At 67.8% G+C, this 18849-nt stretch carries 12 protein-coding genes and 1 riboswitch; of the genes, 7 read left to right on the forward strand and 5 right to left on the reverse strand.

Annotated features, from left to right (window positions below; translation table 11 throughout):
- The first annotated feature begins 37 nt into the window (after positions 1-37).
- On the forward strand, positions 38-1168 hold the full coding sequence (locus tag NUG20_RS04735; protein WP_263397298.1) for an amidohydrolase family protein: 1131 nt from the start codon (positions 38-40) through the stop codon (positions 1166-1168).
- 7 nt (positions 1169-1175) lie between these two features.
- Here NUG20_RS04735 and NUG20_RS04740 read toward each other — a convergent pair whose 3' ends face one another.
- Positions 1176-1955 carry a DeoR/GlpR family DNA-binding transcription regulator gene (locus NUG20_RS04740; protein ID WP_263397299.1) on the reverse strand — a complete coding sequence of 260 codons (780 nt, stop codon included), beginning with the start codon at positions 1953-1955 and terminating at the stop codon, positions 1176-1178.
- A 150-nt stretch (positions 1956-2105) separates the two neighbouring features.
- On the opposite strand from NUG20_RS04740, the gene NUG20_RS04745 reads away from it, so the two are divergent.
- Complete coding sequence (locus NUG20_RS04745) at positions 2106-4958, forward strand: TonB-dependent receptor (RefSeq protein WP_263397300.1); 2853 nt, start codon at positions 2106-2108, stop codon at positions 4956-4958.
- A gap of 162 nt (positions 4959-5120) precedes the next feature.
- Here NUG20_RS04745 and NUG20_RS04750 read toward each other — a convergent pair whose 3' ends face one another.
- From NUG20_RS04750 to ahcY, 4 genes are all read right to left on the reverse strand, one after another.
- Positions 5121-5519, reverse strand: coding sequence for a hypothetical protein (locus NUG20_RS04750; protein ID WP_263397301.1), 399 nt, complete (start codon positions 5517-5519; stop codon positions 5121-5123).
- A gap of 153 nt (positions 5520-5672) precedes the next feature.
- Entirely contained in the window at positions 5673-6227 is a 555-nt protein-coding gene (locus NUG20_RS04755; RefSeq protein WP_263397302.1) for a transglycosylase domain-containing protein, read from the reverse strand.
- A gap of 91 nt (positions 6228-6318) precedes the next feature.
- Positions 6319-6603, reverse strand: a complete 285-nt coding sequence (locus NUG20_RS04760; protein ID WP_263397303.1) for a hypothetical protein — start codon at positions 6601-6603, stop codon at positions 6319-6321.
- 397 nt (positions 6604-7000) lie between these two features.
- On the reverse strand, positions 7001-8446 hold the full coding sequence (ahcY, locus tag NUG20_RS04765) for an adenosylhomocysteinase (protein ID WP_263397304.1): 1446 nt from the start codon (positions 8444-8446) through the stop codon (positions 7001-7003).
- A gap of 34 nt (positions 8447-8480) precedes the next feature.
- Positions 8481-8582: riboswitch (S-adenosyl-L-homocysteine riboswitch) on the reverse strand.
- A gap of 358 nt (positions 8583-8940) precedes the next feature.
- On the opposite strand from ahcY, the gene ppc reads away from it, so the two are divergent.
- From ppc to NUG20_RS04790, 5 genes are all read left to right on the forward strand, one after another.
- Complete coding sequence (gene ppc / locus NUG20_RS04770; protein WP_263397305.1) at positions 8941-11661, forward strand: phosphoenolpyruvate carboxylase; 2721 nt, start codon at positions 8941-8943, stop codon at positions 11659-11661.
- Between the two features lie 103 nt (positions 11662-11764).
- The gene (locus NUG20_RS04775; RefSeq protein WP_263397306.1) at positions 11765-12331 is read left to right on the forward strand and encodes a TetR/AcrR family transcriptional regulator; all 567 of its coding nucleotides are present in this window, start codon (positions 11765-11767) and stop codon (positions 12329-12331) included.
- The gene (locus NUG20_RS04780) at positions 12328-13356 is read left to right on the forward strand and encodes an Lnb N-terminal periplasmic domain-containing protein (protein ID WP_263397307.1); all 1029 of its coding nucleotides are present in this window, start codon (positions 12328-12330) and stop codon (positions 13354-13356) included. The genes NUG20_RS04775 and NUG20_RS04780 overlap by 4 nt, the downstream gene beginning before the upstream one ends.
- Positions 13356-15296: an esterase/lipase family protein gene (locus NUG20_RS04785; protein ID WP_263397308.1), complete on the forward strand. Its 1941-nt coding sequence runs from the start codon at positions 13356-13358 to the stop codon at positions 15294-15296. Before NUG20_RS04780 ends, NUG20_RS04785 begins: the two co-directional genes overlap by 1 nt.
- A gap of 688 nt (positions 15297-15984) precedes the next feature.
- Entirely contained in the window at positions 15985-18792 is a 2808-nt protein-coding gene (locus tag NUG20_RS04790) for a TonB-dependent receptor (protein ID WP_263397309.1), read from the forward strand.
- The last annotated feature ends 57 nt before the right edge of the window (positions 18793-18849 follow it).

An 18849-nucleotide genomic window follows, 5' to 3' on the forward strand; every position in this document is an offset into this window, starting at 1 on the left:
TATGTTGCTACTTGTTTCGATAACGTGAGGTGGAGTGATGAAGACCGTCCTGATCCTGTTCGGCGTTCCGCTGGCCATCGCCCTGCTGGGCGGCGTGCCGGCGGCGCATGCGCAATCCGGCGCGAAGCGCGCCAACGTGGCCGACGCGCCCTACGCGATGGAAGATTTCGCCAAGGTCCGCAAGTACGACGCGCATGTCCATGCCAACCGCGCCGACCACGCCTTCCTCGAACAGGCGCGCGCCGACAATTTCGAACTGCTCTCGATCAACGTCGACTATCCGGATTTCCCCAGCATCGAGCGGCAGCACCGCGATGCGCTGATCCTGGCCAAGGCCGATCCGGCGCGCTTCCACTGGGCGACGACGTTCTCGATGCGCGGCTACGCCACGCCCGGATGGCGCAAGCGCGTCGATGCCGGCCTCGACCAGGCGGTGCGCGAAGGCGCGCGCGCGGTGAAGGTGTGGAAGAACATCGGCATGGTGGAGAAGGACGCGCAGGGCAGGCTGATCATGCTCGACGATCCCGGCCTGGCGCCGGTCGCCGAGCACATCCGCGCACTGGGCGTGCCGCTGATCGCGCACCAGGGCGAGCCCTACAACTGCTGGCTGCCGCTGCAGCAGATGACCACCAACAACGACCGCGAGTATTTCGCCAAGCATCCGCAGTACCACATGTACCTGCATCCGGAGATGCCCTCGCATGCCGCGCTGATGGCCGCGCGCGACCGCTTCGTCGGCGCGCATCCGCAGCTGCGGGTGGTCGGTGCGCACATGGCCAGCCTCGAATACGACGTCGACCGGCTGGCGGAGTTCCTGGACCGCTTTCCCAACGCCACGGTCGACCTGGCCGCGCGCATGAGCCAGGTGCAGTACCAGTCCAACCGCGACCGGGCCAAGGTGCGCGACTTCTTTATCCGCTATCAGGACCGCCTGCTGTACGGCACCGACCTGACCTACGCGCCGGACGCGGACCCGGCGCAGTTCCGCGCCGAAGCGCACGGCGTCTGGCAATCGGACTGGCGCTATCTGGCCACCGACGAGAGCCAGCGCATCGCCGTGCTGGAGGCCGACGTGCCTGGCCTGGCGCTGCCGCGCACGGTGATCGACAAGATCTACTACCGCAATGCGCTGCGCGAATTCGCCGCGGCCAAGACCGCTGCGCAATAGGCCAGGATCAGGCGCGCACCAGATCCACGCCCAGCGCCTGGCAGGCCTGGGCAACGTCCTCCGGCGCGCCGGTGTCGGTGATCAGCGCGTCCAGCTCCGAGACCGGGATGATCCGGTGCAGGCAGATCTTGCCGAACTTGGAGCTGTCGGTGATGGCGATGACCGCGCGCGCCGCCTCCACCATCTTGCGATTGAGCATCGCCTCGGGTTCGTAGTGGGTGGTGATGCCGCGCTCCAGGTCGAAACCGTCCACGCCCAGGAACAGCAGGTCCACGTGCAGCGCGTCCAGCGCTTCCACCGTCAGCCCGCCATAGAAGGCCATGTTCTTGCGCCGCAGTTCGCCGCCCAGCATCACCAGGTTGATGTGGGTCTTGGGGCTGAGCGCGGTCAGCACGCCGAAGTCGTTGGTGACCACGGTCACGTCGATGTCCGGCAACGCTTCGGCCAGCTGGATCGCGGTGGTGCCCGAATCGATGGCGATGGTGTTGCCCGGCTGCACCATCGCCGCCGCGCGCCGGCCGATGCGCCGCTTTTCCTCCAGGTGCACGGTGCGCTTGGCGTCGTAATGCGGTTCGGCCGGCCCGGCGTTGACCGCGCTGCTGTCGATGCCGCCGCCGTAGGCGCGCGCCATGACCCCGCGTTCGGCCAAATAGCGCAGATCCTTGCGCACGGTCTGCAGGCTCACCCCGAATTGCTGCGCCAGGGCGGAGACCTGCACGCTGCCGTGCTGGCGAACCAATTCGCTGATCTGGAGACGGCGCTGGCTGGTGTCGCGGGTGACGGACATGGGGGCTCCTTGCAAACGGTCCAGAGTATGCGACAGTTCGTTACATTTCGCTATTGATACAAAACGAAACCTGCTATAGGCTCGGTTTCGTTGTTTTTCATCTGGCCCCCGCACCGCCGTCCTACGCCCGCCAGCCCCAGGAGACCGCCCGTGAACGCCGTTCGTCCGCATCGCCACAGCCTGTTCCATGCCATCGCCCTTGCCCTGCTGATGCCGGCCACGGCCTGGTCCCAGGACGCCGCTCCGTCGTCGTCGCAACTGCAGCCGGCACCGGGCAGCGCCACCAGCAACGCCGAGACCAGCCAGAATCCGGTCGACCTGGAGACGATCCAGGTCACCGGCGTGCGCGCCGCCCTGGCGCGTTCCACCGAACTCAAGCGCGACGCGGCGACGGTGCAGGATTCGATCAGCGCGCTGGAGCTGGGCCGCTTCCCCGACGACAACGTGGCCGATTCGCTCAGCCACATCACCGGCGTGTCGATCAGCCGCACCGCCGGCGGCGAAGGGCAGAAGGTCAGCGTGCGCGGGCTCGGCCCGGAGTACACGCTCACCACCTTCAACGGCCGCATCCTGGCCACCGACGGCGCCGGGCGCGATTTCGCCTACGACGTGCTGCCGGCCGACGTGATCAGCGGCGCCGACGTGGTCAAGGGCGCGCAATCGGTGCTGACCGAAGGCGCGATCGGCGGCCTGATCAACCTGCGCTCGGCCAGCCCGTTCGACCAGAAGGGCCAGCATGCGATCGTCCGCGCCGAAGGCGACCGCAACCAGATGTCCGAACTCAACGGCCGCAAGCTGTCGGCGGCCTACAGCAACACCTTCCTCGACGACACGTTCGGCGTGCTGCTGGGCGTGGTCTACGCCGAGCGCAAGGACCGCACCGACATCGCCGGCAACGACGGCGGCTGGACCCGCAACCCCGACCCGAGCGACCCGACCTGGGGCGGCAACGCCTGGGGCGGCAATATCGATCCCAACGGCAACGGCGAGCTGGATCCGGACGAATACGGGCTGATCGCACCTGGCCAGTTCCGCGTCGGCTCGATCCTGGAGGACAAGAAGCGCCGCGCCTTCTCCGGCAAGTTCGAGTGGCGGCCGAACGACGACGTACGCATCGTCGTCGACGGGCTCAAGACCCGCCTCGATTCGCCGCAGGTGTCCTACCAGCAGTCGTACTACCCGTTGTTCGCGCCGGGGCGCTGGTCGGACATCACCGTGCAGAACGGCATCGTCACCGGCCTCACCCTGGACAACCCGGATCCGGAGCTGCGCATGAACCCGGAGATCCTCAATCAGACCGAACACCGGGTGGTCGACACCGACCTGTACGGCATCAACGGGCAATGGAAGGCCAGCGACAGCCTGACCCTGACCGGCGACCTGTACCGCTCCACCTCCAAGCGCTATTCCGGCGGCCAGGACACCTACGTGGTGCTGCGCATGAATCAGCCCAACACCACCCGCATCACCCTGGGCCGCAACGCCGTGCCCAACGTCACCGCCAGTTTCGACGATGGCCGCGACCTCGCCACCGGCCTGGCCAACGGCCAGTTCACCGACACCGACTTCAACACGCACTACATGGAACTGCGCGGCGACAACATCGCTGACGAGATCACCGGCGGCACCCTCGGCGGCAAGCTGTACGTCGGCCAGTGGGGCGTGGACAACCTGCACTTCGGGATGACCCGCACCGAACGCAGCAAGCGCCGCGACCTGATCAACAACACCCTCAACGGCGGCGCCGACTACTATTCCGGCGACAACGCGATCAACGTCGGCGCGCTGGGCGGCAACGTGCTCGATCACACCTTCGCCCTGCCGCATTTCATGGACAAGGTGGGCTCCACGTTCCCGCGCACGTTCCTGGCCTTCGACGTGCCCAACTACCTGGCCCAGTTGCAGGCCTACGACGGCAACCCGCGCCAGGACGGCAGCACCTACGACTACGCGCTGGCCGCGCCGCAGTGGAACCCGCTGGAAAGCTACCGGGTCGAGGAGAAGACCAACGCCTTCTATGTGCAGGCCGACCTGTCCGGCGAGCGCTGGAACGCCGATGTCGGCGTGCGCCTGGTCAAGACCCGCACCCGCGCCCAGGCCTGGGACGCGAAGATCCTCAGCATCACCGAGAACGGTGCGTTCAACTACACCGCCGAGTACGCCGAGCCGACCCCGATCGTGCAGGACGGCGACTACACCTTCGTGCTGCCGTCGGGCAACTTCACCTGGCGCTTCAGCGACGACCTGCTGCTGCGCGCGGGCGCGGCCAAGACCATGGCGCGCCCCTCGGTGGACAAGCTGGCACCGACCAACACCACCGCCAGCGTGTCCTGGGGCGAGTTCACCCAGATCTACGGCGGCAACGTCAACCTCAAGCCCTACAGCGCCAAGCAGGGCGACCTGTCGCTGGAGTGGTACTTCGCCGAACAGTCCATCGCCAACGTGGCGGTGTTCTACAAGCGCATCGAAAACCAGATCACCACCAGTTGGGAGCCGAACCAGGACATCGGCGTGCCGGGCCACCTGTTCAACGTGATGCGGCCGATCAACGGCGACTACGCCAAGGTGCGCGGCATCGAGGCTGGCCTGCAGCACTTCTGGGACAACGGCCTGGGCTTCCGCGCGCAGTACACCCGCAACTGGTCGCGCAGCTGGGTCAACGGCGAGGAGCGCCCGTTGGAAGGCATCGCGCCGGCGGTGTACTCGCTCGGGGTGATGTACGAGAAGGGGCCGTGGTCGATCGGCGCCACCGCCGACCACACCGACGGCTTCGTCACCGCGGTCAACGTGCTGGGCGCCGGCTACAACGAACAGGCCGACAAGATCACCTGGCTGACCGCGCACGTGTCCTACGAAGTCAACGACATGCTGAGCCTCAGCCTGGAAGGCCAGAACCTGCTGGACGACGAGCAGACCTACAGCATCAACGGCAACCCGCTGCTGTCGCAGGGCTACTCCCGCTATGGCCGCGCCTTCACCCTGGGCCTGAGCCTGCGGTTCTGATCCGCCTGCGGTTCCGGGCGTCCGCAGAGGACCGTGCTTTAGCCCCTCTCCCATCGGGAGAGGGGTTGGGGTGAGGGTCCGGCCTCAAGCGCATTGCTGATCTGGCTCAGGGAGTCACCTCGCCGCACCCGAAGCAAGGGCACCTCGGAGACCATCGGCGCTTCAATGCTGCACGTGATACGCCCGCACCACCTTGCCATCGGCGTACTCCACATACAGCGAATCGAAATCGATCCTGAGCCCGCTGCACATGCCAAGCTCGTAATCCGCAATCTCGCCGCGCATGCCCTGCGGAGCGCCGAGCGCTGCTTCCACGGCAGACTTCGGCCGACCCGGGCGCGCGACCGTGGCAATGATGTCGTTCGCCATGCGGCCACGCACGCATTCGCCTTCCTCCGACGCCTGCAGGCCGGCACGCCAACGCGAAGCGTCGAACGCTTCAGCGGAGAACGGGTGCGTGTGCATCAACCAGATCACCAGTGGCTTGTGGCCTGCGATGACAGCGACAGCCAGGGCTGCGAGACAGCCCAGGCCAACGAGTAGCCGGCGAGGCTTCAACATGAGTCCTTTCCGCTCGGTGTTAGGTGGACAGAGTTGCCAACCCAGTTTTGGTGGCGTCAATTCGACGGCGCATCCACCAGTTTCCAGAAGTCTTTTTCCGAGACAGGAGCGGGCGCACCCGCGGAGCAGGTCATGCCGTGTGCGAGGGTATCGTCAACGTGCAGCCCGTACTCTTGCCATCAAGAGGTCCCGTCGCCGATCCAGGCGCGACCTGTCGCTCAGGTGCAGGCCAGGCGACCAGAGAATCGCAACGACCGTGGCCGCTTCGGGCTCGGACAGCGCACTCAACGGTTTCGCGTACAGCCGCTGCGACAGCTGGCTGAGGCCATAGCCAGAGCCGTTGTAGGACAAGGTGGTATACAGCGCCATGATCTCGTCCTGCGACAGGTGCAGCCAGACCAGTCGATCCCAGAGCACCGTGCGCGCATGCCAGGCGAGCATGCCTTCATCGCGCGATACATCCAGGCGCGCCAGCAGCATGCGGGCGACGGCTGCGGTAGGCGGGTAATCGGCTTGGTGCGACGCAAGGATGTAGCGGCGAATCAATGCCGGCGGATCGCGATCCTGCGCTGGAGCGCGCTGCAGCAGCGCCTGAATCTCCGCTCGGCGCGGCTGGAACGCCACCATGTCGTAGCAGGCGAATGCGGCGATCGCCACCAGCAAGAGCGCCGCGACCGCAGTCAATGCCGATGCTGCGATGCGTTTCATGGGATGTCACTCATCGGACCCGTACCGGGTTGAGGGCGCCTGGCTTGCATGGGGCGGTTTGGGCCGCAGAGCAGGGTGCCACGCTGTCTGCTCAATCCGCGCAGAGCATGCGCACCCGTCCATCTTCGATGTATTTGTAGCAGCTGAAGTTTGCTATCCATTCCGAGCAACTGCCGATCGCTTTGGCACCCAATGGCAGGTCTTTCGCGACCAGGCAGCTTCCCTGGCATTGCAGGCTGTCGGTGCATATCTTGAATGCATCGGTCGTCTTCACCGCGCAGGATTTCGGACCACCGGGCAAGCCCTGCTGCGACCAGAACTGACCGGCTGCCTTGCACGCGGACTCGGTGGACGGAATGGCGGGTTTCTCGGCCAATGGAATATCCGTCAGTTGCCTATGCTGAAGGTTCCTGGCGCAACCTAGGGAAAGCAGAAGCATGATGACGCATGGCAATGACCAGGCCACAACCGACGACTGTCGATTGCTGTTGGGGAAGCGCAGGAGTAGTGGCGGGTCGAGTAGGCCTTTAAGCCATTGCGATGTCCTGCCTACATCGCTTCCGCGTCTGATCATGAGGTCCGATCCATGGATGCATGCGGTGCGACGCTATCACTCGCCTCCGTGATGCACAAGCGACCACTGGCGATTAAGTCCGGTCGTCTGCGTCATGGACATGATGTGTCTCTAGGGTGCCTGGCCACCAACAAAAACGGGCGCCTTTCGGCGCCCGTTCTACCTGCTCTTCGCGTCCGGCGGCAAACCCGCCGACCACTCAGTACCGGTAATGCTCCGGCTTGTACGGACCGTCGACCGACACGCCCAGGTAGGCGGCCTGGTCGTCGCTGAGCTTGGTCAGCTTCACGCCGATCTTTTCCAGGTGCAGGCGCGCCACTTCCTCGTCCAGCTTCTTCGGCAGGCGGTAGACCTGCTTCTCGTAGCTGTCCTTGTTCTGCCACAGGTCGATCTGCGCCAGGGTCTGGTTGGCGAAGCTGTTGGACATCACGAAGCTCGGGTGGCCGGTGGCGCAGCCCAGGTTGACCAGGCGGCCTTCGGCCAGCAGGAAGATCGCGTTGCCGTTCGGGAACACGAACTTGTCCACCTGCGGCTTGATGTTGATCTTCTGCACGCCGGGGTACTTGTACAGCGCCTCGACCTGGATCTCGTTGTCGAAGTGGCCGATGTTGCAGACGATGGCCTGGTCCTTCATCTGCGTCAGGTGCTCGATGCGGATGATGTCCTTGTTGCCGGTGGTGGTGACGTAGATGTCGGCCTGGCCCAGGCTGTCTTCGACCGTGTTGACCTCGAAGCCTTCCATCGCCGCCTGCAACGCGCAGATCGGGTCGATCTCGGTGACGATGACGCGGGCGCCGTAGGCGCGCAGGCTGTGCGCCGAGCCCTTGCCGACGTCGCCGTAGCCGCAGACCACGGCGACCTTGCCGGCCAGCATCACGTCCATCGCGCGCTTGAGGCCGTCGGCCAGCGACTCGCGGCAGCCGTACAGGTTGTCGAACTTGCTCTTGGTCACCGAGTCGTTGACGTTGATCGACGGCACCAGCAGGGTGCCGGCCTCGGCCAGCTGGTACAGGCGGTGCACGCCGGTGGTGGTTTCCTCGGACACGCCCTTCCAGTCCTTGACCACGCGGGTCCAGTAGCCGGGGCGCTCGACGGCCACGCGCTTGAGCAGGTCCTTGATCACCTGCTCCTCGTGCGAGGAGGCCGGTTCGTCCACCCACTTGGAGCCGTTCTCCAGCTCGTAGCCCTTGTGGATCAGCAGGGTGACGTCGCCGCCGTCGTCCACCACCAGTTCCGGGCCGGTCTGGGTGCCGTCAGGCAGGGTGAAGGTCAGCGCGTCGAGGGTGCAGTCCCAGTATTCCTCCAGGCTCTCGCCCTTCCAGGCGAACACGGGGGTGCCGGTGACCGCGATCGCGGCGGCGGCGTGGTCCTGGGTGGAGAAGATGTTGCACGAGGCCCAGCGCACGTCGGCGCCGATGTCCTTCAGCGTCTCGATCAGCACCGCGGTCTGGATGGTCATGTGCAGCGAGCCGGTCACGCGCACGCCGGCCAGCGGCTTGGCGGTGGCGTACTGGCGGCGGATCGACATCAGGCCCGGCATCTCGTGCTCGGCGATGTCCAGCTCCTTACGGCCCCAATCGGCCAGGGAGATGTCGGCGACCTTGTAGTCGCCCTCGGTGGAAAAGCTCTTGCGTACAGCGTTCATCGGTAAAGCTCCGGTCAATGGCGAGAAACTCGCGAAGGTCCGGGCGCCGTTGTCGCTCAAGCCTGCCGCCGAGCCTGGCCGGGTCTGGAGGCGGGGAGGCCCCCGCATCGACACGGTCGCAGCGCCCCTCGGCGGAGGGATAGCCAAGTATAACGGCTGCGGGGTACGGTGCTTGAATGGGCGGCGCTCGTCCTGGGATGCAGCGCGCGTTGGCGCCGCTCCCGCGACGGCGCTGCGACCAGGCCTGCCGGGGGCGATCGTTACGCACCGGTGGCGCCTCGGGGGCGTTGCCGAGTGCGGCCGGCTCTTGTGCCGAGCGGCTTGGTCGCGACGCGTCCGGCATGGCGTCGTCGCGACTGAAGTCGCTCCCACAGGAGTGCCTGTGTCGCGGCACCGGCGATGGTTCGCTTTGAAACCGTTATCAGGACCGGGCGGGGGACTAATACTTTTGGGTTAGTCTTGCGGCGCCCCCACAGCCGAGCCATGCGTTTCCGATGAACGAGTACCGCAGCAGCATCGTGTTTGCCACGCCCGATATTCCCTTGCGCGACGACGTACGCCGATTGGGGGCGCTGGTCGGCGACCTGCTCGCCGAGCAGGTGTCTGCGGAGTTCCTGGACGAGATCGAGACCATCCGTACCACCGCGATCGCGCGCCGCGAGAGCGATGCGCCGCCGTCCTCGCTGAGCGAGCAGCTTTCCGGCCGCGCGCCGCGCGATGCCGAGGCGCTGGTGCGCGCCTTCAGTACCTATTTCCAGGTGGTCAACATCGCCGAGCGCGTGCACCGCATCCGCCGGCGCCGCGATTACCAGCGCAACAGCGCCGACACGCCGCAGCCGGACGGCCTGCACGATGCGCTGCAGCGGCTCAAGGCGCAGGGCGTGAGCGCGCAGGAACTGGGCGAGTGGCTGCCGCGGATCGACGTGGAGCCGGTGTTCACCGCGCACCCGACCGAGGCGGTGCGCCGCGCGCTGCTGGAAAAAGAACAACTGATGGTGGCCAGCCTGGTCGACAACCTCGACGGCATGCGCACGCCCGGCGAACGCGCCACCGACGCGGCGCGCTTCCGCATGGCGCTGACCGCCTCGTGGCAGACCGCCGATTCCTCGCCGGTACGGCCGACCGTGGAAGACGAGCGCGAGCACGTCGGCTTCTACCTGACCCAGGTGCTGTACCGGGTGATCCCGGTGATGTACGAAACCCTGGAGCACGCGATCGAGGAAACCTACGGCGTGCCGGTGCCGTTGCCGCGGCTGCTGCGCTTCGGCACCTGGGTCGGCGGCGACATGGACGGCAATCCCAACGTGGACGCCGGCACCATCACCGCCACGCTCGATGCGCAGCGCCGCGCGGTGCTGGACCGCTACCTGAAGGAACTGTGGCAGCTGGCCAGCCTGCTCAGCCAGTCGACCACGCTGGTGGCGGTCAGTGCGCCGCTGCTGGCGCAACTGGAACGCTATCGGCAGCTGCTGCCCGAGGCCGCGGCGCACTCGCGCCCGCGCCACGGCGACATGCCCTACCGGCTGTTCAACGACCTGATGCGCGCGCGCCTGCAGGCGACGCTGGACGACGCGCCCGGCGGCGCCTACACCACGCCGACCGAGCTGGAGCAGGACCTGCAACTGATCCTGGACAGCCTGCAGGCCAACAAGGGCCTGCACGCCGGCTGGTTCGCGGTGCGGCGCCTGCTGTGGCGGGTGCGCAGCTTCGGTTTCCACCTGGCGCGGCTGGACGTGCGCCAGGAGTCCAGCGTGCATGCGCGCGCGGTGGCCACGGCGCTGGGCGACGACGGCTGGGATGCGCGGTCGGCGCAGGAGCGCGCGGCCGTGCTCGGTGCCTACGCCGGCGGCGAGCAGGCCTTGCCGGCGGCGCCCGACGATGCCGGCAACGCTCGGCTGGACGCGGTGTTCGCCGCGCTCGCCGATGCGCGCGCGCGCCACGGCGCCGATGCGCTGGGCAGCTACATCATCAGCATGGCGCACAACCGCGCCGACGTGCTGACCGTGCTTGCCCTGGCGCGGCGCGGCGGCCTGGTCGACGCGGGCGGCGCGGTGCCGCTGGACATCGTGCCGCTGTTCGAGACCGTGGATGATCTGCGCGGCGGCACCGACACCTTGCGCGACCTGCTCGCCGATCCGGTCTACCGCCGCCACCTGGCCGCGCGCGACGACGTGCAGATGGTGATGCTCGGCTATTCGGACAGCGGCAAGGACGGCGGCATCGCCGCCTCGCGCTGGGGTCTGCAGCGTGCGCAGGTGGAACTGCTCGACGCCGCTGCCGAGCTCGGCATCCGGCTGACATTCTTCCATGGCCGCGGCGGTTCGATCGTGCGCGGCGGCGGCAAGACCACGCGCGCGCTGGAAGCGGCGCCGCGCGGCAGCGTCGACGGCCGGCTGCGGGTGACCGAGCAGGGCGAGGTGATCCATCGCAAGTACGGTATCCGTGCGTTGGCGCTGCGTTCGCTGGAGCAGATGACCGGCGCGGTGCTGCTGTCGAGCCTGCGCCCGCGCGCCCCTGACGCGCGCGAGGAAGCGTGGCGGCCGGTGATGGACATCGTCGCCGAGCACAGCACTCGCGCCTACCGTAATTTCGTCGGCGATGCCGAGTTCATGCGCTATTTCCGCCTGGCCACGCCGATCGACGTGATCGAGCGGATGACCCTGGGCTCGCGGCCGTCGCGGCGGCTGGGCCAGGACGCGGCGCTGGACAACCTGCGCGCGATCCCCTGGGTGTTCGCGTGGAGCCAGGCGCGCGCAGTGATCCCGGGCTGGTACGGCGTCGGCAGCGGCCTGCGCGCGGCCATCGACGCCGGCCATGAAGACACGCTGCGCGAGATGGCCGCCGACTGGCCGTTTTTCCGCACCTTCCTCGACGACATCGCGATGGTGCTGTCCAAGGGCGACCTCAACATCGCCGAGATGTTCTCGCGCCTGGCCGGGCCGCTGCACGAGCGCTTCTTCCCGCGCATCCGCGACGAACTGGCGCTGACCAAGGGCTGGGTGAAGGCGCTGACCGGGCAAGCATCGCTGCTGCAGCACGACCCGCGGCTGGCGCTGTCGATCCGCCTGCGCAATCCCTACATCGACCCGATCAGCGTGCTGCAGGTGGACCTGCTGCAGCGCTGGCGGGCGACCGATGGCGAGGACGAGGAGCTGCTGCGCGCGCTGGTGGCCTGCGTCAACGGCGTCTCCCAGGGCGTGCAGAACACCGGCTGACGGCGGCCGCCGCGTCCGGCAGCCGTGCTGCCGGACGGGCTTCGAACCCGGCCGCAGCCGCGGCACTATCGCAAGCGGACAGAATTGTCCGATAATCCCCGCCATGGACCTCCGCGCCGATGCCGCCCAACGCCGCCGCCTGCTGCTCGACGCGGCCGACGAAGTGTTCTGCGAGCACGGGGTGCTGGCGCCGCTGGAGTTGGTGGTCGAGCGCTCCGGCGTCGGCCGGGCCACGCTGTACCGCAATTTCGCCGATCGCACCGACCTGATGATCGCGCTGCTGCAGCGCGCCCTGGATGGCTTGGAACACTGCGCGCGCGACATCGGCGAGCGCCCCGATGGCCTGTTCCTGCTGTTGCGCGATGTCGCCGAGCACATCGCGATGTCCGCTCCGCTGGCCGACTATTGGCGCTCGATGCCGCGCGACCATCCGCAGATCGAAGTGGCGCATGCGCGGCTGATGGCGATCCTGCTGCCGTTCCTGCGGCGCGCCACCGATGCCGGCCTGTGCCGCCCAGGTCTGGATGGAGACGACCTCGCTTTGTTGATGGACATGCTCGGCGCCTGCCAGCGCGGCGGCGACGAAGCCGAACGCAAGGCCTTGGCGCTGCGCGGTTGTCGGCTGCTGTGCCATGCGCTGGCCACGCCGGCGGCGGTGGCAACGCTATGAGCACGCGGCGCTGGCCGGCACGCCTGGCGCGCGCCGCGGCGGCGCTGGCGATCGTGCTGGCCGGCGTCTGCGGCGCGCTGTTCCTGGCCTACCTGCCGCATACCGGGGCGCTGGTGCGCTACGCCTCGGCGCTGCTGTGGGTGGCGATGGGCGGCGCCGCGCTGTGGGGCCTGCGCCACCCCCGCGACTACCGCGTGCTGCCGCTGATCTTCGCCATCGGCTGTGCCGGCATGGTGTTCGGCTGGTCGCAGCTGCGGCCCGAGCAGGACCGCGACTGGGCCGACGACGTGGCGCAGCCGCTGCAGCCACAGGTGGACGGCCACATCGTCACCCTGCACAACGTGCGCAACTTCGCCTGGCGCAGCGACAACGACTACACGCCGCGCTGGGAAACCCGCCAGTACGACCTAGACCGGCTGGTCTCGGCGGACCTGGCACTGTCCTACTGGATGGGGCCGGCGATCGCCCACACCCTGGTCTCGTTCGGTTTCGACGATGGCCGCCGGGTGGTGTTCTCGCTGGAGATCCGCCGGGAGCGCGGCGAATCGTTTTCGGCGCTGGCCGGGTTCTTCCGCAATTTCGAGCAGGTGATGATCGCCGCCGACGAGCGCGACATCCTCGCGGTACGCAGCAACGTGCGCGGCGAGGACGTCTACCTGTACCGGCTGAACATCCCGCGCGCGCAGCTGCGCCAGCTGTTCCTGGGCTACGTGGCGCAGGCGCAGCAGCTGCTGCATCGGCCGAAGTTCTACAACACCGCCACCAGCAACTGCACCACCATCGTGTTCGAGCTGGTGCGCAAGCTCGATCCGCAGCTGCCGCTGGACTACCGGCTGCTGCTGTCCGGCTACCTGCCGTCCTACGTGTACGCGCAACACGGTTTCATGCCCGGCTATGCGCTGGCCACGCTGCAGGCGCGCGGCCGCATCGGCGAACGCGCACGCCAGGCCGGCAGCGGCGCCGATTTCTCGCAGCGCATCCGCGAAGGCATTCCCGGCGAAGCGCTTCCCGGAGCGCTGCGCTGATGCGCGCCGCGCAGGCCGCATGGCAGCTGGCGGCGCGTGCGCTGCTGGCGGTGGGCCTGCTCGCAGGCTCCGGCTGCGCCATGGTCACCGTGCAGTCGCGCGCGGCCGGCGACTACATCGCGACCAAGCGCGGCGACGTGCTCAGCACCGGCGAACTCAGCGACGCCAGCCAGGAAACGCTGCGCGTGGTGGCGATCGAGCGCAAGCCCTGCGAAGCCGACATCCCCGCCTGCGCCGCGCAGCTGCGCACGGTGCAGGGACTGGACGAGGAACGCCGCCTGGCGACGCTGTCGGAGCTGTGGTTGCGCGCGGCGACGACGCGGACGCCCAAGGCGACCATCGCGCTCGACGATGCGGCCTTGCAGGCATGGCTGGAAACGGCGCGCTACGCCTATGCCTACCTGTTCTATACCGAGCGCCCGGCCAGCGCGCGCGCCTTCGAGGACCGGCAGACCCAGGTGCGCGACTACTACAACTACGCGGTGCAGCATGTGGTCGGCGCCATGTTCGAGCGTTGGCGCGCGCGCAGCCCCAGCGGCGAATTGCGCGACGACGACACGCAGGCCGCTGCCGGCTGGCAGGTGCGCGCGGAGTTGGACAGTTTCCGCCTGCCGGGCGGAGTGGCGCGGCCGAATGCGATGGTGCCTGCCGCTTCGCTGCGCTTCGACGGCCTGCGCAGCACCTATCGCCGCGACGGATTCGGCGCCGAGCTGGTGGCGGAAGTGTCGCCGGCGCAGGTCGGCGATCCGACCGCGATCGTGGCTGGCGCCAAGCCAGGGCAAGCAGCCACCGACACCGCCGGCTACAGCGAACTGTCGTACGCGCCGACCACGGTGTTGCTGCGCTTCGACGGCGACAGCCTGGCGCAGGTGCTGGACACGCGCAGCGTGGTGATCGCGCCCTACGATCCGTATCGCGACAACGAGGTCGTCGTGCACGGCCAGCGGCTGCCGCTGGCGGCCAACTTCACCGCCGCCTACGGCCTGTGGCTGGCGCGTTCGGGTTTCGCCGAGCAGTCGTTGCGCTCGATGCTCGGGCGCGAACACGGCATCGAGCAACCGCACCTGTACCTGATGCAGCCCTACGACCCGAACCGGCGCATCGTGCTGATGCTGCACGGCCTGGCCAGCAGTCCCGAAGCCTGGGTCAACGTCGCCAACGAGATCATGGGCGACGAGCAACTGCGCCGCCACTACCAGATCTGGCAGGTCTACTATCCGACCAACATGCCGATCGCCTGGAACCGCGCGCAGATCGAGACCCTGCTGCAGCGGACCCTGCACGATTTCGATCCGCAGGGGCAGGCGCCGGCATCGCGGCACATGGTGCTGGTCGGGCACAGCATGGGCGGAGTGATCGCGCGGCTGCTGGTCAGCAGCTCCGGCGATCGCATTTGGAACGACTTGCTCGCCGGTCGCGACCTGAGCGGCGAACGCGGCGTGCGGATACGCGAGCGCCTGCAGCCGTTGTTGCGCTTCGCGCCGCTGCCGCAGGTGGACCGCGCCATCTTCATCGCCGCACCGCACCGCGGGACGGCGTTCGCCGAGGGCCGCATAGGCCGCCTGGTCGGTGGGCTGATCCGCCTGCCGGTGACCTTGCTCGCGCGTTTCACCGAGGTGATGCGCGATATCGGCGACGACGACCGCGTGCCGCAACGCCTGCCCAACGGCATCGACAACCTGCGCGACACCGATCCGTTCGTGCGTGCGGCCGCCGAACTGCCAATTTCGCCAGCCGTGCGTTACAACTCGATCATCGCCCGGCGCAATCCGGCGGTGCCGTTGGCCGACGCCGACGACGGGCTGGTGCCGTACCGTAGCGCGCATCTCGATGGAGCCGAATCGGAACTGGTGATCACCTCCGGGCACAGCGTGCAGGAGACGCCGCAGGCGATCCTGGAGATCCGCCGCATCCTGCACGCGGAGATCGCGGCGGAGTGAGGCGCGGTCCGGCGACGGGCCGGCCGGATGCACTGTAGGAGGTGCTTCAGCCCCCGACCGGATCCGAAGTCGGTAGATCCGCCGCTTCGCTCGTCGCGACTGAAGTCGCTCCCACAGGGACTTGCGGCAAGTCGGCTGGGTGCACTTGTAGGAGGGGCTTCAGCCCCGACCGGATCCGAAGCCGGTAGCTCCGCTTCGCTGGTCGCGACTGAAGTCGCTCCCACAGGGACTTGTGGCAAGCCGGCTGGGTGCACTTGTAGGACGGGCTTCAGCCCCGACCGGATCCGAAGCCGCTAGATCCACCGCTTCGCTCGTCGCGACTGGAGTCTCCCACAGGACCGTGCGGCACGTCGGCTGGGTGCACTGTGGGAGGGGCTTCAGCCCCGACGCGACCCTGCTGCTTTTACCGTTGCGCTCGTCTGCACTCGCGATGTCACCACGCACGCATCGCCCCAGCAGTGCGCGCGTGTTCATCCATGAACTCCGTCACGCACCTGCAAACATCGGCGCACACAATGCGCCGCAGTTGTTAACGGCCCGTCAGTCGCACGGTCCGGCTCCGACACGGAACCTCCCCCAGATATTCGCCCAGTTGCCGGCTCGAATCCGGCGATACGGGCGCTGCTTTGCCTTCCCGGCCGCAACGCCGTTGCGCGCCGGGTCACCCCCACGTCCTGATGGAATCCCCATGAACCACGCATCGCACCGCGCCAGGCCGCACCGGCTTGCCGGTTCCATCGCCCTGGCGCTGAGCCTGACCGTCGCCGCCACCGCCCACGCCGAAGATGCCGCGCAGGCACAGGCGCAGGCGCAGTCCAGCGACGACACCGCGCCGGCCGCGGCCAGGAACGCCACGACGCTGTCGGCGGTGACCGTCGCCGCCAACCGCTACAACGCCGCCGATATGCAGATGGCGGCCAGCAACACCGCCAACGTGCTGTCGGCCGACGATCTGAAGTACACCGCCGTGCACAACATCGCCGAGGCGCTGGGCCTGCTGCCGGGCGTCAACGTGGTCAACACCGGGCAGTCGTATTTCGGCGGCGTCGACGGCGCCGCGCGCGGCGAAGGCATGTTCGCCTCGGTGCGCGGGCTCAATGCCGAATACAACGTCAACCTGATCAACGGCGTCAACGTCGCCCAGGGCATGCCGTACAGCCGCAGCGTGCAGTTGAGCCTGCTGCCGCCCTCGGGCCTGCAGACCATCGTGTTGAACAAGACCTCCACCGCGGCGATGGACGGCGACGCGATCGGCGGCACCATCGACTACCGCACGCCCAGCGGCTTCGACTACAGCGACGCGATCGGCGGCAGCGTCACCGCCAGCGGCCGCATGGAAAGCCGCGCACGCGACTACGACGAGAGCGGTCTGGGCAAGGGTGCGGCCGGGGAATTCCACGCCAAGTTCGGCAGCGAACGCCAGTTCGGCCTCTACGCCAGCGCCTACTACGACGAGCGCCACTACGTGAACAGCGAAGTGGCCAGCGCTTCCGCCGCGCGCAACGACGGTTCGTGGGAGTTCTCCCGCACCACCGCCGCTGGCAAGCTGGCCGCCGGCGTCGATCCGGAAGACGCGCTGCAGTCCACCGGCACCAACATCGGCTATTCCGGCGGCGACACCAAGCGCTACGGCGGCAACGTCTCCTTCGACTGGCATGTGGATCCGAGCCTGCAGCTGTATGCGCGGGCGACCTACGCCTACGCCAAGACCGAGCAGAACACCGGCTACACGCAGTTCGTGCCGGCCAGCGTCAGCTACACCCAGATCGGCAGCACCGGCGTGTACCAGCCGCAGATCGACCGCGTCGCGGTGCGCTACTGGTACGAAACCAACCCGGAAGTGGCCGACATCGCCACGTTCCAGTTCGGCGCCGACAAGCAGCTCGGCAACTGGACGCTGTCGCCGAACCTGTTCTACGGCTACGGCGACAACGATCGGCCCGACCACATCGAAGTCTCCGCGCGCGTGGATCAATACACGTCCACCCAATTTCCGTACGGCGCCAACAGCTTCATCGGCTACGACAGCGAAGGCTTCCCGGTGCCGCAGCTGACCTCGGCAATGCAGAACCAGGCCGACGACATCGGCAGCCTGTATGCGCGCCGCCACGGCCAGTTGACCAAGTCCTACAGCGGGCAGAAGAAGGGCGGCGCCAAGTTCGACGTGCGCTACGACTTCGACGAGGGCGCGCTGAGCAGCCTGCAGTTCGGCGTGAAGTACGTGGACAGCTCGCGCGAATACACCTCGCGCGACTGGACCACCGGCAAGTTCACCGACGGCACCCTGCTGGCCGACACCGGCCTGGTCAACGGCGCATACGACGCGGTGTATCCGGGCAAGTACGACTACCCGACGGTCAAGCTGAGCAATGCGGCGCTGAAGGCCTCGATCGCCCAGTACATGACCCCGGAGGCCTTCGACACCTGCGGCAGCCTGGCGATCAACAACCAGAACTGCGCGACGATGCGCGGCACCGAGGCGGTGGCCGCGGCGTATGCGATGGCGACGTTCAAGACCGGCGACCTGGAGATCATTCCCGGCCTGCGCTTCGAGCAGACCCGCATCCGCAACACGTTCTGGACGATGCCCAAGGACAGCGGCGGCAACGAGCTGGCCGGCTACTTCCAGAACAACCACACCACCTACGACGAACCGCTGCCCAGCGTGTTCCTGAACTACCGCCCCGGCGACGGCCGCGCCGTGTATCGCGCCTCGGTCTGGACCAGCTACACGCGTCCGGCGTTCGTGCAGCTCGGCGGCGGTTCCAACTACGACGTGTCCAGCGACGGCGTCACCACCATCACCGAAGGCAATCCCGACCTGAAGCCGATCAAGGCGCTCAACGTCGACCTGTCCGGCGAATGGGACAACGGCGTCGGCGGCCACGCGATGCTGGCCGGCTACTACAAGCGCCTGTCCGACTACATCTACGAGAACGGATCGGACGCGGCCAATGCCGGCGCGAGCGGCAGCGGCAACGTGCGCTACGTGCGCCCGCAGAACGGCGGCGACGGCAAGGTGCTGGGCGTGGAAGCGGCGGTGCGGCAGACCCTGCAGGGCATGCCGGCGCCGCTGGACGGTTTCGGCATCGGCGCCAACGTCACCCGCCAGTCCACCCGCGTCGACCTGGGCATGGCCGGCTTCCGCGACGAGCGCATCCAGAACGCGCCGGACCTGATGGCCAATGCCGAGCTGTTCTACGAGAAGGGGCCGCTGTCGGTGAACCTGAGCTACCACTACTCGGGCGAATACGTGTCGGTCTACGACTACCTGGAGCAGGGCGCCAGCTGGGACGACCTGTGGGTGAAGCCGATCACCCGCGTCGACCTGCACGTGGGCTATGCGGTGAGCGACCACCTGCGCGCCGACCTGTCGGTGGCCAACCTGACCAACCGCCTGAGCTACTGGGCGCACGTCGGCCGCAACAGCACCGCGATCTCGGACATCGTCGATGCCGGGCGCACCAGCCTGCTGACCGTGAAGTACACGTTCTGAACCGGCGGCCTTCGCGCGGGCCCGCTTCCCTCGCGCGTCGCGGCAGTCTGCCGCGGC

Origin of the sequence: Xanthomonas sp. CFBP 8443, from assembly GCF_025666195.1 — a bacterium.
Lineage (GTDB): Bacteria > Pseudomonadota > Gammaproteobacteria > Xanthomonadales > Xanthomonadaceae > Xanthomonas_A.